Here is a 20,556-nt window from a genome sequence, read left to right as displayed (position 1 = left end):
CCACCGCCCGTGGAATCGGTCATGCGTCGCGGTGGCGCAGCACGGCCCAGCCGGTCGCGAGGGCCGCCGCCGTCCAGGCCAGCAGCCAGGCCAGGCCCTCCCCCGCCGAGTACGGGATCGGGGCGCCGGTCAGGTTGTCGGTGCTGTCCATGAACGCCAGCCCGGCGAACATCGGCATCCGCAGCGAGACGTCCACCGCGACCTGGCTCCCGGTCATGATGAGCAGCAGCGGCAGGCCCATGAGCAGCATGAACACCGCTGAGAGCGTGCCCGCGGCGCTGCGCATCGCGGCGCCGGCGCCGACCGTCATCACGCCGATGAGCGCGTAGTAGCCGCCCGTGGCCAGCAGGTCCCAGGCGACCTCGCCGGGCGGCAGCACGACGAGCCCGCCGAACACGTCGATCGACAGCAGGGCGTAGACGGCCGCCGTGGCGACCGCTCCCGTCAGGACGCCCGCGAGGACCATCACCGGCGCCACCACCAGCGCCTTGGCGGCCAGCACCATGCCCCGCACGGGGGTGGCCTGGAGGGTGACGCGGATGCCGCCGGAGGCGTACTCGGAGGTGACGGTCAGCATGGCCAGCGCGACCAGCGCGAACTGCGCGAACGACGTGGCCGAGACCACGGCCTCGCTGGCCGTGACGCGCGTGTCCACGCCCTCGCGAACGGCCTCGGTCGCGTTCGCCGCGCCCAGCGTGGCGGCGGCGAGCACGGTCAGCACGAACGCGCAAGCCAAGCACCACCACGTGCTCCTGACCGACCACACCCTCACCCACTCGGCCGCCACGCTCTGCCACAGGGCCCGGGGCAGGACCCGGGGCAGGACCCGCGGCGGCCGGCTCTTCAGCGCGGTCCGGGGAGCGGGGGTCATGCGGCGGCTCCGTATTCGACGCTGCCGGAGGTGAGCTCCTGGTAGACCTGCTCCAGGGACGCCTGCCTGGTGCGGAGTTCGTGCAGGCGGGCGCCCGCCTCGTAGGCCAGGTCGCCGACCTGTTCGATGGTGGCGCCGGTGACCTCCAGCTCGTTCTCGGCGAGCCGGTCCACGGTGAGGCCGGCGGCGCGGAGGCGGTCGGAGAGGTCGGCGGCGTGCGGGGTGCGGACGACCACGGCGGTCATGGAGCTGCTCGCGATGACGTCGGCGAGCGGGGCGTCCACGAGCAGCCGGCCCTTGCCGATCACCACGAGGTGGTCGGCGGTGAGCTGCATCTCGCTCATCAGGTGGCTGGAGACGAACACGGTGCGCCCCTCGGCGGCCAGGGAGCGCATGAGGCCGCGTACCCAGCGCACGCCGTCGGGGTCGAGGCCGTTCACCGGCTCGTCGAACATCAGCACCTCCGGGTCCCCGAGCAGCGCGGCCGCGATGCCGAGGCGCTGGCTCATGCCGAGCGACAGCGCGCCGGCCCGCCTGCGGGCGGCGCCGGTCATGCCGACGGCCTCCAGCACCTCGCCCACCCGCCGCACGGGGATGCCGTTGCTGCGGGCCAGCGCCGTCAGGTGGGCGTGCCCGCTGCGGCCCGGGTGCACGGCCCGCGCGTCGAGCAGCGCTCCGACCGTGCGCAGGGGGTTCTCGATGCGGTGGTACGGCACGCCGCCGACGAGCGCGCTGCCCGCGGTGGGCCGGTCGAGGCCCAGCACCAGCCGCATGGTGGTGGACTTGCCCGCCCCGTTCGGCCCGAGGAACCCGGTCACCTTGCCCGGCCGCAACTCCAGCGTCAGATCGTCCACGGCGAGCCGATCACCGTAGCGCTTGGTCAAACCCTTGAGACTGATCACAACCCGCCACGCTAGGAGCACGGCACCCCGCCGGCCATGGGGGTGCCCCGCCGACCTCAATGGCGGAAAACCGTAACGGCGCTCAGGTGGAGCGGACGGTGTCCATCCAGTCGGGGGCCCGGCTGAGGAGGGTCTCCAGCTCTTCCAGTAGCGCCTCGCCCACCGCACCGCCGGCTCTGGAGATCTCCTCGGCGCGGCGGCACAGCTCGGCCTCCCTGGCGGCGCCGACCGTGGCGCAGGCGCCCTTCAGGCGGTGAGCGAGGGCGGCCGCCTGGGGGCGGTCGCCGTCGCGGACGGCCTGGCGGAGCTCCTCGAACGTGCGGGACGCGGTCGCCAGGTACGCCCGCGCCACGTCGGCGAGCGCCTCGGCGGACAGCCCGGCCAGCTCGGGAGGCAGCCCGGCGGAGGCGGCCCACTCGGGGATCCTGGCCAGCACGCGCGCCCAGTCCACCGGCTTGGCGAGGTGGTCGTCCATGCCGGCCTCCAGGCAGCGGATGCGGTCGTCCGGCATGGCGGCGGCGGTCATGGCGATGATCGGGGTGTGGGCCTCCTCGCGGCTCCTGATCTCCTCGGTGGCGGCGAGCCCGTCGAGCACGGGCAGCTGGCAGTCCATGAAGACCAGGTCGTAGCCGCCGGCGAGGACGGCGCGTACGGCCTGCTCGCCGTCGTCCACCGTCTCGACCGCGTGCCCGGCCTGGCTGAGGACGAGCATCGCCACCTGCCGGCTGACCTCGTCGTCCTCGGCCACCAGGATCCGCGCGCCCCCGGCGGGCCCACCGGCTGCGACGGCTGGAGCGCCACCGGGGCTCTCGACGGCATCGAGCGCGTTCCCGAGCGCGTTCTCCACGGCGGCGAGCAGGCGGCGGCGGCTGAGCGGGCGGGTGATCGACTGGACGGCGCGTTCCCCGGCCGGGGCGGGCCAGGCGACGCCGGAGCGGCCTGGCGTGACGACCACGATGACGCTGGTGGCCTGGAGCAGCGGGTCGACGAGGATGGCGTGGGCGAGCGAGCGCGGCGTGCCGGGATCGGCGGGGTCGGCGTGGCGCCGGCCCGCGCTCAGGTCGAGGGCGACGACGGCCAGCTCGTACGGCTCCCCGCCCTGCGCCGCGGCCCGCAGCAGCCCCAGGGCGGATTCGACGTCCCTGCTCTCCTCCACGTCGGCCCCCGCCTGGGCGAGGAGGCGCGCAGCGAGCGCGCGGTCCTCGGGCCGCTGGTCGGCGATGAGCGCGCGCAGCCCTTCGAGCGCCGCTGCGCCGGGCTCCGACCAGTCGAGGACGTCGACCGGCAGGGTGGCCCAGAACCGGCTGCCGACGCCTTCCACGCTGTCCAGGCCGATGCTGCCGCCCATCAGCTCGACGAGCTGCCTGCTGATGGCCAGGCCGAGCCCGCTGCCGCCGGTCCTGCGCGTGATCGGGGTGTCCACCTGGCGGAAGACGCCGAACACCTTCTCGCGGTCCTGCGGCCCGACGCCGATGCCGGTGTCGGCCACGGCGAACCTGAGCACCACCCGGTCCTGGCCAGGCTCGCCCTCGGAGATCGTGACGTGCAGGTCCACGCCGCCCTGGACGGTGAACTTGAGCGCGTTGCCGACGAGGTTGGTCAGCACCTGGCGCAGCCTGGCGGGGTCGCCGCACACCTGCCTGGGCACGTTCTCGTCGATCCTGAGCGTGAGCCAGAGCCCCTGCTCGTAGGCGTGCGGCGCGAACGGCGCGACGACCTCGTCGCACAGGCGCGGCAGGTCGAACGGCGCGGCCTCGACCTGGAGGTGGCCGGCCTCGATCCTGGACAGGTCGAGGAAGTCGTCCAGCAGGCGCAGCACGTTCTGGGCGGCCTCCTGGGCGGTGGTGGCGTAGTAGCGCTGCTCGTCGTCCAGGCGGGTGTTCATGAGCAGGGAGTTCATGCCGAGCACGCCGTTGATCGGGGTGCGGATCTCGTGGCTGATCTTGGCGACGAACTCGGACTTGGCGCTGGAGGCGCTGAGCGCCTCGTCGCGGGCGCCGGCCAGCTCGGCGGCGTACCTGGCGAGGGTGGCCTGGGCGCGGCGGCGGCCCCTGGTGCTGTGGATCTGCAGGCCGAGCCCGATGAGGATGAGCAGGGCGAGCAGGGCGGCGACGGTGAGCACGTTCGTGCGCAGCCGCTCGGCGGAGGCCAGCGCCTCGGCGGCGAGCACCTCGGCGGTGACGGTCCAGCCGATGCCGGGGATGGGCTCGGAGGCCGACAGCACGACGCCGTCGATGCCGCGGTACTCGCCGCTCCACGCCTGCCCGTTGAGCGCGTCGTCCACGCGGGGGTCCTCGCGCAGGGAGGTCAGGGCGTTCAGCTTCTTGCTGGGGTCGTCGGCGACGAGCACGCCGGCCTTGTCGGTGATGAGCAGCCGGATGTCCTGGGCGTCGGCGGCCTTCTCGGCGAACTGCTGGATGGCGTCGAGGCTGTAGACGACGGCGAGCATGCCGACCATGCCGACGCCGTCGGCCGAGGGGATGGGCGCGGCCACGGCGACCGCTCTGGACACGTCGCGCATGGTCGGCGTGTACGCCTGCGAGACGTAGGCGACGCGCTGGTCGCGTACGGCGCGGTACCAGTCGGTGCTGGTGATGTCCTGGGGCAGCACGACGGGCGGTTCGACGCCGAGCATCTTGCCCTCGGGCGAGATCATGACGAGGCCGCTGACGCCGTCGCGCATGCCCTGCAGCTCGGTGAGCCAGCCGCCGAGCGTGCCGGGGGCGGTCTTCTTGACGGCCTCGCGGACCTGGGGCCGCTGGGCGAAGGCGGTGACGAGCTGCTTGAGCGAGTCCATCTGCTGCTCGACCACGACCCGGCTGACCGAGGCGGTGGTCTTGACGCGGTCGCTGACCTCGCCTCTGACGGCCTGCTCCGACAGGGAGATGCTGGAGGAGGTGAGCAGCGCCAGGGGCAGCAGACCGAGCAGCGTCCACAAGGCGGTCACCGCGAGCAGCCATCGCACGGGCGTCCGTCCCTCCCCCCACTCTTTGGGGTACAGACTAGGAGGGATCCGGCGTTCGCGCCGGTTCCAGCTGAGCAGAACGAGCAAAAGTCGATCTTTTCTGATAAAACCCGCCTAAGCTGCAGTGATCGACCAGATTGACGAGGAGCGTGGCGATGCCTGAGCTCAGGGACATCACCGTTCTCATCGTGGACGACGATCCCGTCGTCACCGCCGCGCTGCACGCCCAGGTGAACAGGGTGCTCGGGTTCAGGGTCGTGGGCATCGCCCACACCGGTCACGCCGCCCTGGCCGCCGCCGCCCGCTTCGCGCCGCGGCTCGTCCTGCTCGATCTGCACCTTCCGGATATGCCCGGCTTAGAGGTGGCGCATCGCCTGCGCCGGCCCGAGCAGCCGCCCGCCGACGTCATCGTCGTCTCGGGCCGCAAGGAGTCGGCCACCGTACGCGCGGCGATCCAGCGCGGCGCCCTCTACTACCTGGTCAAACCCACCAGGGCGGGCACCCTGGAGCAGACCCTGCTGCGGTACGCCGCCACCGTCGAGCAACTGGAGTCGGGCGGCCGCTTCGCCGAGCAGCAGGAGATCGACCGCATCTTCCGATCGATGCACCTCGACCCGGCCTCCCGCCCGAAGAGCATCTCGGCGGCGACCGAGCAGGCGGTGCTGGACGCGCTGTCGGAGGTCGAGGAGGACGCCTCCGCGCACGAGCTGGCCGGCATGATCGGGGTCAGCAGGGCCACCGCCCGCCGCTACCTGGAACACCTGGCCGACCGCGGGCTGGTCGAGGGCCGGCCGCGCTACGGCCCGACGGGACGGCCGCAGCACCGGTACCGCGTCCGATGAGGGGACTGCGCGCCTTGGTCGCGGCGATGCTCATCTGCCTGGCCACGGCGGGTTGCGGCGACCCCGGCCCGTTCCCCGAGGACTCGACGATGGCGCGCATCAGGGAGCGCGGCGTGCTCACCGTGGGCACCAAGTTTGACCAGCCGATGTTCGGCTACAAGGACCCGGTCAGCGGGCGCATCACCGGGTTCGACGCGGAGATCGCCCGGCTCATCGCCAAGGACCTGACGGGCAGCGAGCGCAACATCCGCTTCGTGGAGACCGTCTCGCGGGAGCGGGAGAACTTCATCACCCAGGGCCTGGTGGACCTGGTGGTGGCGACATACTCGATCACGCCGGCGCGGGCGAAGCTGGTGTCGTTCACCGACCCGTACTACTACGCCGGGCAGGACCTCCTGGTCAGGGCCGGCGACATGACGATCAACCAGGTCTCCGACCTGAAGGGCAAGACCGTCTGCACGGCCAAGGGCTCGACGTCGGTCGAGCGGCTGCGCTCCACCGTGCCCGAGGCGGACCTGGAGATCGTGGACGCGTACAGCATCTGCGTGCCCGCGCTGGTGTCGGGGCGGGTGGACGCGATCAGCACCGACGACACGATCCTGCTCGGGCTGCTGGCCCAGCATCCCGACACGCTGCGGATGGTCGGCAAGCCGTTCGGGCGCGAGCCGTACGGGATCGGCATCCGCAAGCAGGACGCGGTCTTCCGCGACTACCTGAACGGGCTGATCGCGCGCTGGCTGCGCGACGGGCAGTGGGACCGCGCCTTCATGGCCACGATCGGGGTCACCGGCACGACCTCCGCGTCGTCGCGACCGGCGAACCGCTGAACTAAACGATCATAAGCCGCTTCGCGGCACGTCCCGCTCCTTACGGTTACGCCAACGCTGACCGAGACAAGGAGCGTGACGCATGAGCCACGCGGACCTGATCGTGTTGGACCGGGTCAACAAACGCTTCGGCGACCACCACGTGCTCAGGGACGTCGACCTGACCGTCAAGCAGGGCGAGGTCGTGGTGGTCATCGGCCCGTCAGGGGCGGGCAAGTCGACCCTGTGCCGGGCGATCAACCGGCTGGAGACCATCGACTCCGGCACGATCACCCTCGACGGCACCCCGCTGCCCGCCGAGGGCAAGGCGCTGGCCAGGCTGCGGGCCGAGGTCGGCATGGTGTTCCAGTCGTTCAACCTCTTCGCGCACAAGACCGTCCTGGACAACGTCGTCCTCGGGCAGGTGCACGTGCTGAAGCGGCCGAAGGCGGAGGCCGTGCGCAAGGCCCGCGAACTGCTCGACCGGGTCGGCATCGGCTCCCAGGCGGACAAGTACCCGGCGCAGCTGTCCGGCGGGCAGCAGCAGCGGGTCGCAATCGCCCGGGCGCTGGCCATGGACCCGAAGGCGATCCTGTTCGACGAGCCCACCTCGGCGCTCGACCCGGAGATGGTCAACGAGGTGCTGGAGGTCATGACGGCGCTGGCCCGCGAGGGCATGACCATGGTCGTCGTCACCCACGAGATGGGCTTCGCCCGCCGCGCCGCCGACCGGGTCGTGTTCATGGCGGACGGCCAGATCGTCGAGCAGGACTCCCCCGCCGCCTTCTTCGGCGCGCCCAGCAGCGACCGCGCCCAGTCCTTCCTCGCCAAGATCCTCACCCACTAAGGAGTCGTCATGTTCGGCAGATCCCTTCTCACGGTGTTCGTCCCGGTGGTCGCCGTCGTCGCCGCCGCCTCCGGGTGCGGTGGCGGCTCCGAGACCTACGCCTCGATCGTGGACAAGGCCAAGAACGACAAGAAGCTGGTCATCGGCGTGAAGGCGGACCAGCCCGGGCTCGGGCTGCGCACCCCCGACGGCGCCTTCACCGGCTTCGACATCGAGGTCGCCAAGTACGTCGCCAGGCAGCTCGGCGTCGAGGAGAAGGACATCACGTTCAAGGAGACCGTCTCGGCCAACCGGGAGGCCTTCCTGGAGCAGGGCCAGGTCGACATGGTCGTGGCCACGTACTCGATCACCGACGCCCGCAAGCAGAAGGTCTCCTTCGCCGGTCCGTACTTCGTGGCCGGGCAGGACCTGCTGGTCAGGTCCGACGAGGGCGCGCTGACCGGGCCTGAGACGCTCAACGGCAAGAAGCTCTGCTCGGTCGCCGGCTCGACCCCGGCCCAGAAGGTCAAGGAGGAGTACGCCAAGGAGGTGCAGCTGCAGGAGGAGCGCACGTACTCGGCGTGCGTGGACCGCGTGCTCGGCGGCCAGCTCGACGCGATCACCACCGACAACGTCATCCTGGCCGGCTACGCCGCGCAGCACACCGGCAAGCTCAAGGTCGTCGGCAAGCCGTTCAGCACCGAGAAGTACGGCATCGGCCTGAAGAAGGACGACACCGCGGGCCGCAAGGCGGTCAACGACGCGCTGGAGAAGATGTTCTCCGACGGCAGCTGGACCCAGGCGCTGCAGGCCAGCGTGGGCGCCTCCGGGTTCGCCGTGCCGCAGGCCCCGCAGCTCGAGCGGTACTGAGGCCCGATGGACGCGTTGCTGACCGAGGGCGGCACGATCGTCGCCGCCTTCTGGATGACGGTGCGGCTGACGGCGGTCAGCGCGCTCGGCTCGCTGGTGCTGGGCACGCTGCTGGCCGCCATGCGGGTGGCGCCGCTCGGCTCGCTGCGCGCCGCCGCCACCGCGTACGTGACCGTGGCCCGCAACACCCCGCTCACCCTCGTGCTGCTCTTCACCGGCCTCGGGGTGGGCGCGAACCTGGGTCTTGAGCTGTCCGACGACATCGCCACCAACAACTTCTGGCTCGCCGTCATCGGGCTGACCGCCTACACCTCGGCGTTCGTCTGCGAGGCGCTGCGCTCGGGGCTCAACACGGTGCCGGTCGGCCAGGCGGAGGCGGCCCGCTCGCTGGGGCTCGGCTTCGTCAGGACGCTGGCGCTGATCACGCTGCCGCAGGCGTTCCGCGCGGTGGTGGCGCCGCTCGGCAGCATCCTCATCGCGCTCACCAAGAACACCACGATCGCGCTGGTGGTGGGCGTCGCCGAGGCGTCGGTGCGGATGCGCGAGCTGATCGAGACGTACGGGGACCAGGTGATCGAGATCTTCCTCGGCTTCGCGGCCGGGTTCGTGCTGCTCTGCCTGCCGATGGGGTTGTTGTTCGGCTGGTTGTCGCGGCGGCTGGCGGTGGCCCGATGAGCGCGTACACCACTCTCTACGAGACGCCCGGCCCGCGCGGTGTGCGGCGCAACCGGGTGCTGACCGGCGTCGTCGCGCTGGCGCTGCTCGCCGTGGCGGCCTTCGTGTACGTCCGTTTCGACGCCAAGGACCAGTGGGCCGCCGAGAAGTGGACGCCGCTGCTGCGCGCCGACGTCTGGGCCACGTTCATCCTGCCGGGGCTGGCCGGCACGCTGTCGGCGGCGGTCGTCGGCGTGGTGCTGGCCGGGCTGTTCGGACTGGTCTTCGCCACCGCGCGGCTGTCGGAGCACACGTGGGTGCGGGTGCCGGCGGCGGTGGTGGTGGAGTTCTTCAGGTCCGTGCCGCTGCTGCTGCTGATCTTCTTCGCGTTCTTCGGCTCGTACGTGCTCATCGGCGTGAACATCTCGGCCTTCGCCGCCGTCGTGTTCGGCCTCACCCTCTACAACGGCTCGGTGATCGCCGAGATCGTCCGCGCCGGGGTGCTGAGCCTGCCCAAGGGGCAGCGGGAGGCGGCGTACGCGGTGGGCATGCGCAAGGGGCAGGTGATGCGGCTCGTGCTGCTGCCCCAGGCGCTCAAGGCCATGATGCCCGCGCTGGTCAGCCAGTTCGTGGTGCTGCTGAAGGACTCGGCGCTGGGGTTGATCGTCGGCTACGACGAGCTGGTGGACCGGGGCCTGAACGGCATCGCGGCGAACTTCTCCAACGTGATCCCGGCGGCCATCCTCATCGCGGCCATCTTCATCGTCATCAACATGGCGCTGGACCGGCTGGCGCAGCGGCTCGGCGCGCGCGCCAGGACCGCCTGACCGCGGCCGGCCAGGGCACCGGGCCGGTGCGCGCCGGGAGGGGCGGCAGCCACCACCACGCGACCGTCGCGCTGTGCGCACCCGGGGCGGCGCCAGGGGAGGGTCGATGGGGATGGCATGAAATGTGTAGAAAGATGCCATGCCTATTCCCCCCGGCCCGTTCACCGGCCGCACCCTCGCCCAGCTCGCCCAGGACCTGCGCGAGCGCCGTACCACCTCGGCCGACCTCACCGAGCAGGCGCTCGGCGCCGCCGCCGCGCTCGATCCTGGTCTGAACGCGTTCGTCACCGTGGACGGGACAGGCGCCCTGGAGGCGGCCAAGGCGGCGGACGCCGAGCTGGCGGCGGGGCTCGACCGGGGGCCGCTGCACGGCGTACCGGTGGGGGTCAAGGACCTCATCGAGGTGGCCGGGCTGCCCGCGACCATGGGCTCGCGGCACTTCGCCGGGTACGTCCCCTCCCGGGACGCCGCCTGCGTGACGCGGCTGCGAGAGGCCGGGGCGGTGCTCGTGGGCAAGACCACCACCCACGAGTTCGCGTACGGGCCGACCGGCGACCGCTCCGCCAACGGGGCCTCGCGCAACCCGCACGACCCCTCGCGCATGTCGGGCGGCTCCAGCGGCGGCAGCGGCGCCGCCGTCGGCGCGGGCCTCGTGCCCCTGGCCCTGGGCACCGACACGGGCGGGTCCGTCCGCATCCCGGCCGCTCTGTGCGGGGTCGCCGGGTTCAAGCCCGCGTACGACGCCATCCCGGCGGACGGGGTCTTCCCGCTGTCGCGCTCGCTCGACCACGTGGGCGTGCTGGCCGGCGACCCGGAGAGCTGCCTGATCGCCTACCGCGCCCTGACCGGCGCCGACGCGCCCGCCCTGGTGGAGCCGGCCCGGGTGGCGTGGCTGGACGCGAGCGACCTGTTCGAGGGCGACCCCGAGGTGGTGGCGGCGGTCCGCGCGGCGGCGGGTGAATTGCCTGAGGTGCGGCTTCCTGGCGGGTTCGCCGAGGAGGTGCTGCGGACGTACCGGGCGATCCAGTCGTGCGAGGCGGTCGCCGTGCACGCGGACCGCATGGAGACGGCGCCCGAGCTGTTCGGCGAGGAGGTGCTGGAACGGCTGCGCGGTGCCGCGCAGGTGCCCGGATGGAGCTACGTGCGGGCCCTGGAGTCGAGGGAGCGGCTGGCGGCGGTCGCGGGCGGGCTGTTCGCGCGGCACGACGTGCTCGCGCTGCCCACGGCGGCGGTCACCGCCCCGCTCATCGACGAGCGCGAGGTGACGCCGGCGGGGCGGCCCGTGCCCGTCGGGGTCGCGCTGCTCTCCCTGACCTGCCCGTGGAACGTGCTGGGCCTGCCCGCCCTGACCGTGCCCGCCGGCACGGTCGCCGGCCTCCCGGTCGGCCTCCAGCTCCTCTGCCGCCCCGGCGACGAGCCCCTGCTGTTCGCGACGGCGAGCCGCCTGCGGGCCTGACAGCGAGGGGGTCAGCGGTGGGCGGAGCCTGAGTCGATGGCCTGGACGATGCCGGTGTCGAGGCCGGTGTCGTAGCCGGTGCGGAACGCCGTCCCGTACGCCTGGTCGCCGATCGCCGCGCGGGCCTGCCGCTCGCAGCGCGTACGGGCCTCCACCCACTCGTGGATGCCGATCTGGGCCCGCCCGATCGTGTCCCACACCTGCTGGGCGAGACCCAGCAGGCGGGCGGCCGGCTCACCCTGCCCTGATGCGGCCGCGGCGCAGGCCAGCACGTCGAGCGCGAGCGCGATGCCGATGCTGTCGTGCAGCCGGTGCTTCAGCTCCAGGGACGCGCGGGCGTACCGCTGGGCCGGCTCGTAGCGGCCGAGGGTCAGCTCGGCCTGGGCGCGGAAGAGGTCGGCGTAGGCGCGCATCCAGCGTTCGCCGTGCTCGTCGCACTCGGCGCACAGCTCCTCCAGCGCCCTGATCGCGTCCTCGATGCGGCCCTGCGCGGTGTGCACGTGGCACTGCCCCAGCCTGGCCAGCATTGTCGGCAGGTCCAGCCCCTGCTCGGGCCTGTGCACCGCCACCAGGCTGTCGGCCAGCGCGAGGGCGAGCGGGAGGTCGCCCCTGATGGTGGCCGCGGCCATCACCATGGCCTGCGCGGCGAGCGCGGCCGGGACGTCGCCGAGCTCCTCGGCGAGCCCGGCGCACTCGGTGGCCCACGCCATGCCGGCGTCGGCGTCGCCCTGCACGATGAGGGTCAGGGCGCACACCCACAGGGCGCGGCTGCGTACGGCGCTCGGCTCTGTGTCGAGCTCCAGGGCGCGCTCCAGGTAGTGCTGGCCCTCGCGGAGGAAGCCGCACGGGTACCAGAAGAACCACAGGGCGGCGGCCAGCTCCAGCGCGCCGTGGTCGCCGGGGGTGGACAGGCTGAAGTCGAGGGCGATGCGCAGGTTCTCGTGCTCGGCGGTGGTGCGGTCGTTCCAGGAGACCTGGCCGGGGCCGAACCAGGCGGCGTCGCCCTGGCGGGCCATCGCCAGGTAGTGGTCGCGGTGGCGGCGGCGCAGCTCGTCCTGCTCGCCGAGGGCGCGCAGCCAGCCGGCGCCGTACTCGCGGATCGTGTCCAGCATCCGGTAGCGCTCGCCGCCGCCCGTGGGGGCCCAGATGAGGATCGACTTGTCCACCAGGCCCGCGAGCAGGCCGGGGATCGCGTCGGCGGGCAGCAGCCGGTCCGCGCACACCTCGATCACGGCCCGGTCGTCGAAGCTGCCCGCGAACACCGAGGCCCGCGCCCACAGCAGCCGCTCCCCCGGGTCGCACAGCTGGTGGCTCCACCCGATCGCGGTGCGCAGCGCCCGATGCCAGGGCGGGTCGGCTCCCGGCATGTCGTCGTCGGCGTCGCCCAGCAGGGCGAAGCGGTCGTCGAGCCGCTCGCACAGCTCGGCGACGCCCAGCTTGGGCAGCCGGGCCGCGGCCAGCTCGATCGCCAGGGGCAGGCCCTCCAGGTGGCGGCAGATGCGTACGAGCTGGTGGCGGTTGCCGTCCGTCACCTCGAAGCCGGGGACGACGGCGGCGGCCCGCTCGGCGAGCAGCTTCACCGCCTCCTGCGGGCCCTCGCCGCGCGTGTCGGGCACGGGCAGCGGCTCGATGATGAGCGCCTGCTCGTCGGGGACGTCCAGCGGGCGGCGGCTGGTGGCGAGGATCGTCAGCCGGGGCGCGGCGGCCAGCAGCGCGCGTACGGTCCGCGCGCAGTCGTCGATGAGGTGCTCGCAGGTGTCGAGGACCAGGAGCAGGTGGCGGTCGGCGAGATACTCGCTGAGCACCTCCAGCATCGGCCGCGTCGTCCGGTCCGCGAGGGGCAGCGCCTCCGCGATCGTGTACGGCAGCAGCGCGCCCTGGTCGAGCGCCGACAGCGGGATGTACCAGGCGCCGTCCGCGTACCCCGGCCGCATGCGGGCCGCGGCCCTGAGCGCCAGCCTGGTCTTGCCGACGCCCCCGGCGCCGGTCAGCGTCACCATGCGGAACTCGCGGCACAGCCGGCGGATCCTGGCCAGCTCGCCACGCCGGCCCACCAGGCTGGTCATCTCCGGCGGCAGATTGCCGGCCGGCCGCCCACCCATCGTCATCAACCCCACCCGTCCGGCTCGCTCCGCCGCATTCGGTGACAGCAGCTTGCCGGACCCGCAGTGCATCCGCCACGAAAAGTAAGAAAGTGACTACCCACCAGCTCCACCACCCCCTCAAACCCCCAACACTCCCCCATCCACCACCACCTTCAATCCGACCCCCGGAACAAGTTGGACAGCCAGCCCACCTGTCGAGCGCGCACCCCGTCCTGCGCCTGCACCGCTCAGCTTCTCCTCACAACGGGGGCTGGTCAGCGGTGAGTTTCGGTCAGGGGTCTGTGGGCGAGAGCTATACACACAACCAAGCGCTTGCTACGCTCCGCTCATGGTGTCCACGATCGTCTGGGGTACCGGCAACATCGGGCGCGCCGCCATCCGCGCCGTCGCCGCTCATCCCGCGCTCACACTGGCCGCCGTCCTCGTTCACGATCCGGCCAAGGCCGGGCGGGACGCGGGCGAGCTGGCCGGGCTCGGCCGCCGCCTCGGCGTCGCGGCCACCACCGACGCCGACGCGGTGCTCGGCGCCGCCCCCCGGGCCGTCGTGTACGCCGCCTCCGGCGACCTGCGCCCGAATGAGGCCCTGGAGGACGTGGTCAAGGCGGTCAGGGCGGGCGCCGTGGTCGTGACCCCGTCCCTGTACGCCCTCTACGACCACCGCAACGCCCCGCCCGAGGTCCGCGAGCCGCTGCTGAAGGCGGTGGCCGAGGGCGGCGGGTCGCTGTTCGCCTCGGGCGTGGACCCCGGCTGGGCCAATGACGTGCTGCCGCTGCTGGTCAGCGGCCTGGGCGCGACCGTGGACTCCGTACGCTGCCAGGAGATCTTCGACTACTCCACCTACGACCAGCCGGACTCGGTCCGCTACCTGGTCGGCATGGGCCAGCCGATGGACTACGAGCCCCCGATGCTGGCGCGGGACGTCCCATCGATGGTGTGGGGCGGCCAGATCAGGCTGATGGCCCGCGCGCTGGGCGCCGAGCTCGACGAGATCCGCGAGCACGTCGAACGCCGCCCGCTCGACGAGACGATCACGACGGCCACGATGGGCACGTTCGAGAAGGGCACGCAGGGCGCGGCCAGGTTCGAGGTCCAGGGCGTGATCGGCGGCGCGCCCCGCATCGTGATCGAGCACGTCACCCGCATCCACCCGGCCTGCGCCCCCGACTGGCCGGTCCCGCCGGGCGGCGTGGGCGCGCACCGCGTGATCGTCGAGGGCCGCCCGCGCATCGAGGTCACGCTGGAGGCCACCGACGAGGACGGCAACCAGTCGGCGGGCGGCAACGCGACAGCCGTGGGCCGCCTGGTGGGCGCCATCGACTGGCTCGTGGCCGCCGCCCCCGGCCTGTACGACGCGCTCGACGTCCCGCTCCGCCCGGTCCCCGGCAAGCTCGGAGGTACGCGATGAGGATTGACATCCCGGAGGGCAAGGACGCCATCGAGTACGTCTGGGGCGAGATGATCCCCGGCATCGGCCCCGCCGCCGCCCGCTTCTCGCTGGCCGTCTACGCCCACACGACGCTCGGCCTGCGCGAGTTCGAGGCGGCCAGGCTGCGGGTCGCCCAGATCAACGGCTGCGCGTTCTGCCTGGACTGGCGGACCGAGCGGGACGGCGAGAAGGTCGAGGACGGCTTCGCCGACGCGGTGACGAACTGGCGCACCACCACGGCCTTCGACGAGCGCACCCGCCTGGCCGCCGAGTACGCCGAGCGCTACACCCTCGACCCCCACGGCCTGGACGAGGAGTTCTGGGCCAGGATGACGGCGAGCTACGGCCAGGCGGAGATCGTCGAGCTGAGCATGTGCCTCGGCTCCTGGCTGGCGTTCGGCCGGCTCAACCACGTTCTGGGCCTGGACACCGTCTGCCGGCTTCCCGGCGGCGCGTCGCCCGCCCACCGGCCGGAAGCGAGGCAGGCACCATGAGCATCACCCGTCGCGGCTTCATCGCCGGCACCGGCTCCCTGGTCGGAGCCGCCGCACTCGGCGTCCACGCCTCGCCGGCCCGCGCGATCCCCTCCGGCGCGCGGGTCCAGGTCCTGGTCATCGGCACCGGCTATGGCGGCTCGGTGGCCGCGCTGCGCCTGGCCCAGGCGGGCGTGGACGTCCACATGGTGGAGATGGGCATGGCCTGGGACACGCCGGGCGCCGACGGCAAGATCTTCTGCAACACGCGGGAGCCGGACTACCGCTCGTACTGGCTGCGTACGCGCACCAAGGCCCCGCTCAACTACTTCCTCGGCTTCCCGCTCGACCGCGACATCCCGAAGCACACCGGCGTGCTGGACGCCGAGGAGTTCGCCGGCATCACCGTCTACCAGGGCCGCGGCGTCGGCGGCGGCTCGCTGGTGAACGGCGGCATGGCGGTCACCCCCAAGCGCGAGAACTTCGCGTCGGTGCTGCCCACGGTGAACGCCGACGAGATGTACTCCGTCTACTACCCGCGCGCCAACGCCACGCTCGGCGTGGGCACGATCGACCCGGCCTGGTTCGAGACGACGCCCGCCTACCAGTACGGCCGGGTGGGCCGCAAGCACGCCCAGCGCTCCGGCTTCCCGTTCGTGTTCGTGCCCGACGTCTACGACTGGGACTACATGAAGCAGGAGGAGGCGGGCACGGTGCCGAAGTCGGCGCTGGCCGGCGAGATCCTCTACGGCAACAACCACGGCAAGAAGTCGCTGCAGCGCACGTACCTGGCGCGGGCCAAGGCCACGGGACGGGTCACGGTGTCGCCGCTGCACCAGGTCACCTCGGTCGCCCCGGCGCCCGGCGGCGGCTACACGGTGCTCATCGACCAGCTCGACACGAGCGGGAACGTGGTGGCGGCCAAGACCGTGACCGCCACCCGGGTGTTCTTCGCGGCCGGCAGCGTCGGAACGAGCAAGCTGCTGGTCAGGCTGAAGGCGACCGGCGCGCTGCCGGCCCTGAACGGCGAGGTCGGCAAGGGCTGGGGCGACAACGGCAACGTGATGTGCGGCCGGGCCAACCACTTGTGGGACCCGACCGGCAGCCTGCAGTCGGCGATCCCGTGCTGCGGCATCGACAACTGGTCGGCCGGTGGCGCGTTCGCCGAGGTCGCGCCGCTGCCGACGGGCATCGAGACGTGGGCCTCCTTCTACCTGTCGATCACGAACAACCCGCACCGGGCGCAGTTCACCTGGAACGCGGCGGCCGGGAAGGTCGAGCTGAGCTGGCAGGCCGCCTGGAAGCAGCCGTCCATCGACATGGCGAAGACGATCTTCGACAGGATCAACGCCAAGGAGGGCACGATCTACCGGACGGACCTGTTCGGCGTCTACAAGATCTGGGGCGACCACCTCACGTACCACCCGCTGGGCGGCGCCGTGCTCGGCCGCGCCACCGACAACTACGGCCGGCTGACCGCCTACCCCGGCCTGTACGTCATCGACGGCGCGCTGATCCCCGGCAACGCGACGGTCAACCCGTTCGTCACGATCACGGCCCTGGCCGAACGCAACATCGAGCACATCATCGCCACCGACCTGTGATCCACCGGCCGGTCAGCCCGGCGGCGGCGAGCGGCCCTCACTCCATCCGTGATACCCCGCCACAGGTCCGTGCCCGTACGGAGTTCGCTGGTTACAGTGAGGCGGTGAGCCACGATCGGCACGGCCTGGCCATGACGGGCGCCAGCGCGGCGGCGGCACGCCACTACGACCGCGCGATCGACGAGCTGTTGCACTTCAGGGCCGAGGTCGACGCCGAGGCCGGCGCCGCCCTGGCCGAGTCACCCGGGTTCCCGATGGGGAACGTCCTGGTGGCCTACCTCGGGCTGCTGACCACCGAGGTGGAGGACGCGCGGACGGCGCGGGCCAGGTTCGGGGCGTTCCTGCGCAGGACCGAGGGCGCCGACCTGCTGCCCAGGGAGCGCGCGCACGTGGCGGCGGTGCTGGCGCTGCTCGACGGCGACCTCCTGGCCTGCGGCTCGCTGCTCGCCGAGCTGACGGCCGAGCATCCGCGTGACGCGCTGGCCCTCGCGGTCGGCCACCAGATCGACTTCTTCACCGGCGACGCCCGCATGCTGCGCGACCGCGTCGGCGGCGCGCTCAACGCCTGGCCGCAGGACGACCCGCACTTCGGTCACCTGCTCGGCATGTACGCCTTCGGGCTGGAGGAGTGCGGGCACCACGACAGGTCGGAGGAGGCAGGGCTGCGGGCGGTCGAGCTGAACCCGCGCGACGTGTGGGGCATCCACGCGGTGGTGCACACGTACGAGGAGCAGGGCAGGTTCGGCGCGGGCCTGCGCTACCTCGACGCGCGGCTGCCCGACTGGTCCAGGGGGACGTTCTTCAACGTGCACACCTGGTGGCACTACTGCCTGTACGCGCTGGAGAGCGGCGACCTGCCGCGCGTGCTGTCGATCTACGACGCGGTGCTCGCCGACGGGCAGTCGTGCCTTGAGCTGCTGGACGCCGCCGCGCTGCTGTGGCGGCTCCACCTGGAGGGCTCCGACCAGCACGCACGCTGGCAGGCGCTGGCCGGCCGGTGGCCGGCGCGGGTGGCCGAGCCGTTCTACGCGTTCAACGACATGCACGCGGTCATGTCGTACGTCGGCGCGGGGCGGATCGGCGAGGCGGACAAGCTGGTGGCCGAGCGTGAGGCGTACGTGACCAGGCCCCGGCCCGGGGTCACCAACCACGGCATGACGCTGCGGGTGGGGCTGCCGGTGTGCCGGGCAATCGTGGCGTTCGGGCGCGGTGATCATGACGCGGTCGTGGACCTGCTGTGGCCGATCAGGCACCGGATCGCCGAGTTCGGCGGCAGCCACGCGCAGCGCGACGCCGTGCAGCGCACGCTGCTGGAGTCGGCCCTGCGCGCGGGGCGGCGCGACCTGGCCAGGGTGCTGGTGAGCGAGCGGATCAGCCTGCGGCCGTGCAGCCCGTACAACTGGCTCAAGCAGGCGGCGCTGGCCGACGCGGTCGGCGACGGCGCGGCGGCGGCCGTGGCGCGGGTGCGCGCGGCCGACCTGGCCCGCACCGGCGGAGCCGCCGGAACTGTCGGTCCCGTCGAGTAGGTTGCAAGGCATGGAACGCCAACTCACCCTGATGGTCGTGCACGCCCACCCCGACGACGAGTGTCTCAGCACCGGCGGCATCCTCGCCCGCTACTCGGAGGAGGGCATCCGCACGGTCCTCGTCACCTGCACCAACGGCGAGCAGGGCGACGGCGCGGGCGGTGTCAAGCCGGGCGACCCCGGCCACGACGACGCGGCGGTGGCCGTGCAGCGGCTCGGCGAGCTGCGCGAGTCGGTCGCCCACCTCGGCGTCGAGCACCTTGAGCTGCTGGGTTACCGCGACTCCGGCATGGAGGGGTGGGAGGCCAACGCCCATCCCGAGGCGTTCGCCAACGTGCCGCTGGAGACGTCCGCCGGGCGGCTGGCCGAGCTGATGGAGCGCTACCGGCCGCAGGTCGTGGTGACGTACGACGAGACGGGCGGCGGTGGCTACGGCCATCCCGACCACGTGCGCGCCCACCAGATCACGGTGGCGGCCACCGAGCGCACCGGCATTCCCGACAAGCTCTACCACACGGCCATCCCCCGGGCCGCGATCAAGCGCATGTTCGAGCTGATGCGCGCCAACGGCGTCGACTTCGGCGACGAGCTGCCGTCCGACGACTTCGGCACCCCCGACGAGAAGGTGACCACCGTCGTCGACGTCACCGCCTACGCCGAGCGCAAGCTGAAGGCGCTGCGGGCGCACGAGAGCCAGGGGGAGAACATCTTCTTCCTGCGCATGCCGGAGGAGGCCCAGCAGCAGGCGTTCTCCCACGAGGCGTTCGAACGCGTCCTGTCCAAGGTCGACGCTCCGGCCCACGAAGACGACCTGTTCGCCGGCCTCCGCCCCTGACGGTTCCTGGCGGGTGGTGAAAGTTTCACCGATCCTCGGGGGTCGTCGCAGTTCGCCGGGCGGGGGCGGGTGTGGTGATGGTGATCGGGCTCTGGGCCGCCTACAGTGCTGACGAGTGCTGACAGATCCACCCGGACATCCGGTCAAGGAGCCCGTCATGCGTACCCGCCTCATCCCGGTCCTGGTTCTCACCCTGCTCGCCCTCGGCCTGGGTGCGCCGGCCGCCTCAGGTGCGCAGGCGGGGTTCGACTTCTCGCGGGCGGAGGTGTCGGTCACGGGGCTGCAGGTGCCGTGGGCGATCGCGTTCCTGCCCGACGGCGGCGCGCTGGTGTCGGAGCGCAACACGGGCCGCATCATGCAGGTACGCCCGGGGCAGGCGCCGTCGCCGGTGGCGACGATCAGCGGGGTGCGCGCGTCGGGTGAGAGCGGCCTGCTGGGCATCGCGGTCTCGCCGTCGTACGCGCAGGACGGCTGGGTCTACGCGTACTTCACCAGCACCGCCGGCGACAACCGCCTGGTCAGGCTGCGGCTGACGGCCCCGCAGACGCAGGAGGTGCTCTTCTCGGGGGTGCCGAGCGCGACGATCCACGACGGCGGCCGCATCGCGTTCGGCCCCGACGGCATGCTGTACGTCGCCACCGGCGACGCCGGCACCACCTCCAACGCCCAAAACCTGAACAGCCCGGCCGGCAAGATCCTGCGCATGACGCCGGAGGGCGGGGTGCCGTCGGGCAACCCGTTCCCCGGCTCGCGGGTGTGGAGCTACGGCCACCGCAACGTGCAGGGCCTGGCGTGGGACGAGGCGGGCCGGATGTACGCCTCCGAGTTCGGACAGAACACCTGGGACGAGATCAACAGGATCGTCGCGGGCGGCAACTACGGCTGGCCGGTGTGCGAGGGCACCTGCGGCAACGGCTCCTACCGCGACCCGATCGTCACGTGGTCCACCGCCGAGTCGTCGCCCAGCGGACTGGCGTACGCCGACGGCGCCCTGTACGCGGCGGCGCTGCGCGGCCAGCGGCTCTGGGTGATCCCGCTGACCGACGGCACGCCGGGCACCCCGGTGGCGCAGCTCCGCTCCTACGGCCGGCTGCGCGCGGTGGCGGCGGGCCCGGACGGTCACCTCTGGGTGTCGACCAGCAACCGCGACGGCCGCGGCACCCCGGTGGCCCAGGACGACCGCATCGTCCGCGTCCCGCAGGCGACGGACGAGGGCGGCGGCCCCTCCGGCGCCTGCACGGCCACGGCCACCACCCAGACCCAGTGGAGCACCGGCTACGTCATCCAGCCGGTGACCGTCACCAACGACGGCACGTCACCCCAGACCGCCTGGACCGTGACCTTCACCCTGCCGCCCGGCCACACGGTGACCGGCTCTTGGAACGCGGCCCTGACCGTCTCCGGCCGGACCGTCACGGCCAGGAACACCGCCCACAACGGCACCCTGGCGGCGGGCCAGAGCACCACGTTCGGCTTCCAGGCCACCCGACCGGCCGGCGACACCGGCCTCCCCACCGCCTACCAGTGCTCGTAACCCACCTGACGCGGCCATGACCTGAGGCTCGGGG

General features: G+C 72.5%; 17 protein-coding genes. 13 read left to right on the top strand and 4 right to left on the bottom strand.

Features of this window, described 5'->3' with window-relative positions; translation table 11 throughout:
- Positions 1-19: 19 nt before the first annotated feature.
- The 3 genes from AB0K12_RS38240 to AB0K12_RS38230 form a co-directional block, all read right to left on the bottom strand.
- Positions 20-871, bottom strand: a complete 852-nt coding sequence (locus AB0K12_RS38240) for an ABC transporter permease (RefSeq protein WP_364572288.1) — start codon at positions 869-871, stop codon at positions 20-22.
- Positions 868-1,773 (bottom strand): ATP-binding cassette domain-containing protein, encoded by a 906-nt coding sequence (locus AB0K12_RS38235; protein ID WP_364572285.1) that lies wholly within the window; start codon positions 1,771-1,773, stop codon positions 868-870. Before AB0K12_RS38235 ends, AB0K12_RS38240 begins: the two co-directional genes overlap by 4 nt.
- Before the next feature lie 82 nt (positions 1,774-1,855).
- Positions 1,856-4,738, bottom strand: coding sequence for a response regulator (locus AB0K12_RS38230; protein ID WP_364572283.1), 2,883 nt, complete (start codon positions 4,736-4,738; stop codon positions 1,856-1,858).
- 155 nt (positions 4,739-4,893) lie between these two features.
- On the opposite strand from AB0K12_RS38230, the gene AB0K12_RS38225 reads away from it, so the two are divergent.
- The 7 genes from AB0K12_RS38225 to AB0K12_RS38195 all read left to right on the top strand — a co-directional run bounded on the left by AB0K12_RS38225 (position 4,894) and on the right by AB0K12_RS38195 (position 11,019).
- Positions 4,894-5,580: a response regulator gene (locus tag AB0K12_RS38225; RefSeq protein WP_345402842.1), complete on the top strand. Its 687-nt coding sequence runs from the start codon at positions 4,894-4,896 to the stop codon at positions 5,578-5,580.
- Positions 5,577-6,407 carry a glutamate ABC transporter substrate-binding protein gene (locus tag AB0K12_RS38220; RefSeq protein WP_364572280.1) on the top strand — a complete coding sequence of 277 codons (831 nt, stop codon included), beginning with the start codon at positions 5,577-5,579 and terminating at the stop codon, positions 6,405-6,407. The genes AB0K12_RS38225 and AB0K12_RS38220 overlap by 4 nt, the downstream gene beginning before the upstream one ends.
- 82 nt (positions 6,408-6,489) lie before the next feature.
- Complete coding sequence (locus AB0K12_RS38215; protein ID WP_355427549.1) at positions 6,490-7,233, top strand: amino acid ABC transporter ATP-binding protein; 744 nt, start codon at positions 6,490-6,492, stop codon at positions 7,231-7,233.
- A gap of 9 nt (positions 7,234-7,242) precedes the next feature.
- Positions 7,243-8,082 (top strand): glutamate ABC transporter substrate-binding protein, encoded by an 840-nt coding sequence (locus tag AB0K12_RS38210; protein ID WP_355427552.1) that lies wholly within the window; start codon positions 7,243-7,245, stop codon positions 8,080-8,082.
- 6 nt (positions 8,083-8,088) lie between these two features.
- Positions 8,089-8,757, top strand: a complete 669-nt coding sequence (locus tag AB0K12_RS38205) for an amino acid ABC transporter permease (RefSeq protein WP_364572277.1) — start codon at positions 8,089-8,091, stop codon at positions 8,755-8,757.
- The gene (locus tag AB0K12_RS38200; protein ID WP_364572275.1) at positions 8,754-9,563 is read left to right on the top strand and encodes an amino acid ABC transporter permease; all 810 of its coding nucleotides are present in this window, start codon (positions 8,754-8,756) and stop codon (positions 9,561-9,563) included. Before AB0K12_RS38205 ends, AB0K12_RS38200 begins: the two co-directional genes overlap by 4 nt.
- Before the next feature lie 139 nt (positions 9,564-9,702).
- The gene (locus AB0K12_RS38195) at positions 9,703-11,019 is read left to right on the top strand and encodes an amidase (RefSeq protein ID WP_364572273.1); all 1,317 of its coding nucleotides are present in this window, start codon (positions 9,703-9,705) and stop codon (positions 11,017-11,019) included.
- 11 nt (positions 11,020-11,030) lie between these two features.
- On the opposite strand, the gene AB0K12_RS38190 is transcribed toward AB0K12_RS38195, so the two are convergent.
- Positions 11,031-13,127, bottom strand: coding sequence for an ATPase (locus AB0K12_RS38190; protein WP_364572271.1), 2,097 nt, complete (start codon positions 13,125-13,127; stop codon positions 11,031-11,033).
- A 325-nt stretch (positions 13,128-13,452) separates the two neighbouring features.
- On the opposite strand from AB0K12_RS38190, the gene AB0K12_RS38185 reads away from it, so the two are divergent.
- The 6 genes from AB0K12_RS38185 to AB0K12_RS38160 all read left to right on the top strand — a co-directional run bounded on the left by AB0K12_RS38185 (position 13,453) and on the right by AB0K12_RS38160 (position 20,522).
- Entirely contained in the window at positions 13,453-14,529 is a 1,077-nt protein-coding gene (locus AB0K12_RS38185; protein ID WP_364572269.1) for a dihydrodipicolinate reductase, read from the top strand.
- Positions 14,526-15,044, top strand: coding sequence for a carboxymuconolactone decarboxylase family protein (locus tag AB0K12_RS38180; RefSeq protein WP_364377026.1), 519 nt, complete (start codon positions 14,526-14,528; stop codon positions 15,042-15,044). Before AB0K12_RS38185 ends, AB0K12_RS38180 begins: the two co-directional genes overlap by 4 nt.
- Entirely contained in the window at positions 15,041-16,627 is a 1,587-nt protein-coding gene (locus AB0K12_RS38175) for a GMC oxidoreductase (protein WP_364572266.1), read from the top strand. Before AB0K12_RS38180 ends, AB0K12_RS38175 begins: the two co-directional genes overlap by 4 nt.
- Before the next feature lie 104 nt (positions 16,628-16,731).
- Entirely contained in the window at positions 16,732-18,153 is a 1,422-nt protein-coding gene (locus AB0K12_RS38170) for a tetratricopeptide repeat protein (protein WP_364572264.1), read from the top strand.
- A 10-nt stretch (positions 18,154-18,163) separates the two neighbouring features.
- On the top strand, positions 18,164-18,988 hold the full coding sequence (locus AB0K12_RS38165; protein ID WP_355427582.1) for a PIG-L family deacetylase: 825 nt from the start codon (positions 18,164-18,166) through the stop codon (positions 18,986-18,988).
- Between the two features lie 157 nt (positions 18,989-19,145).
- Positions 19,146-20,522 carry a PQQ-dependent sugar dehydrogenase gene (locus AB0K12_RS38160; RefSeq protein WP_364572261.1) on the top strand — a complete coding sequence of 459 codons (1,377 nt, stop codon included), beginning with the start codon at positions 19,146-19,148 and terminating at the stop codon, positions 20,520-20,522.
- Positions 20,523-20,556: the final 34 nt, after the last annotated feature.

Source organism: Nonomuraea sp. NPDC049419 (genome assembly GCF_040676995.1).
GTDB lineage: Bacteria > Actinomycetota > Actinomycetes > Streptosporangiales > Streptosporangiaceae > Nonomuraea > Nonomuraea salmonea.
Note: the sequence above shows the minus strand (reverse complement) of the source record. Positions and strands in the feature narration are given on the sequence as shown.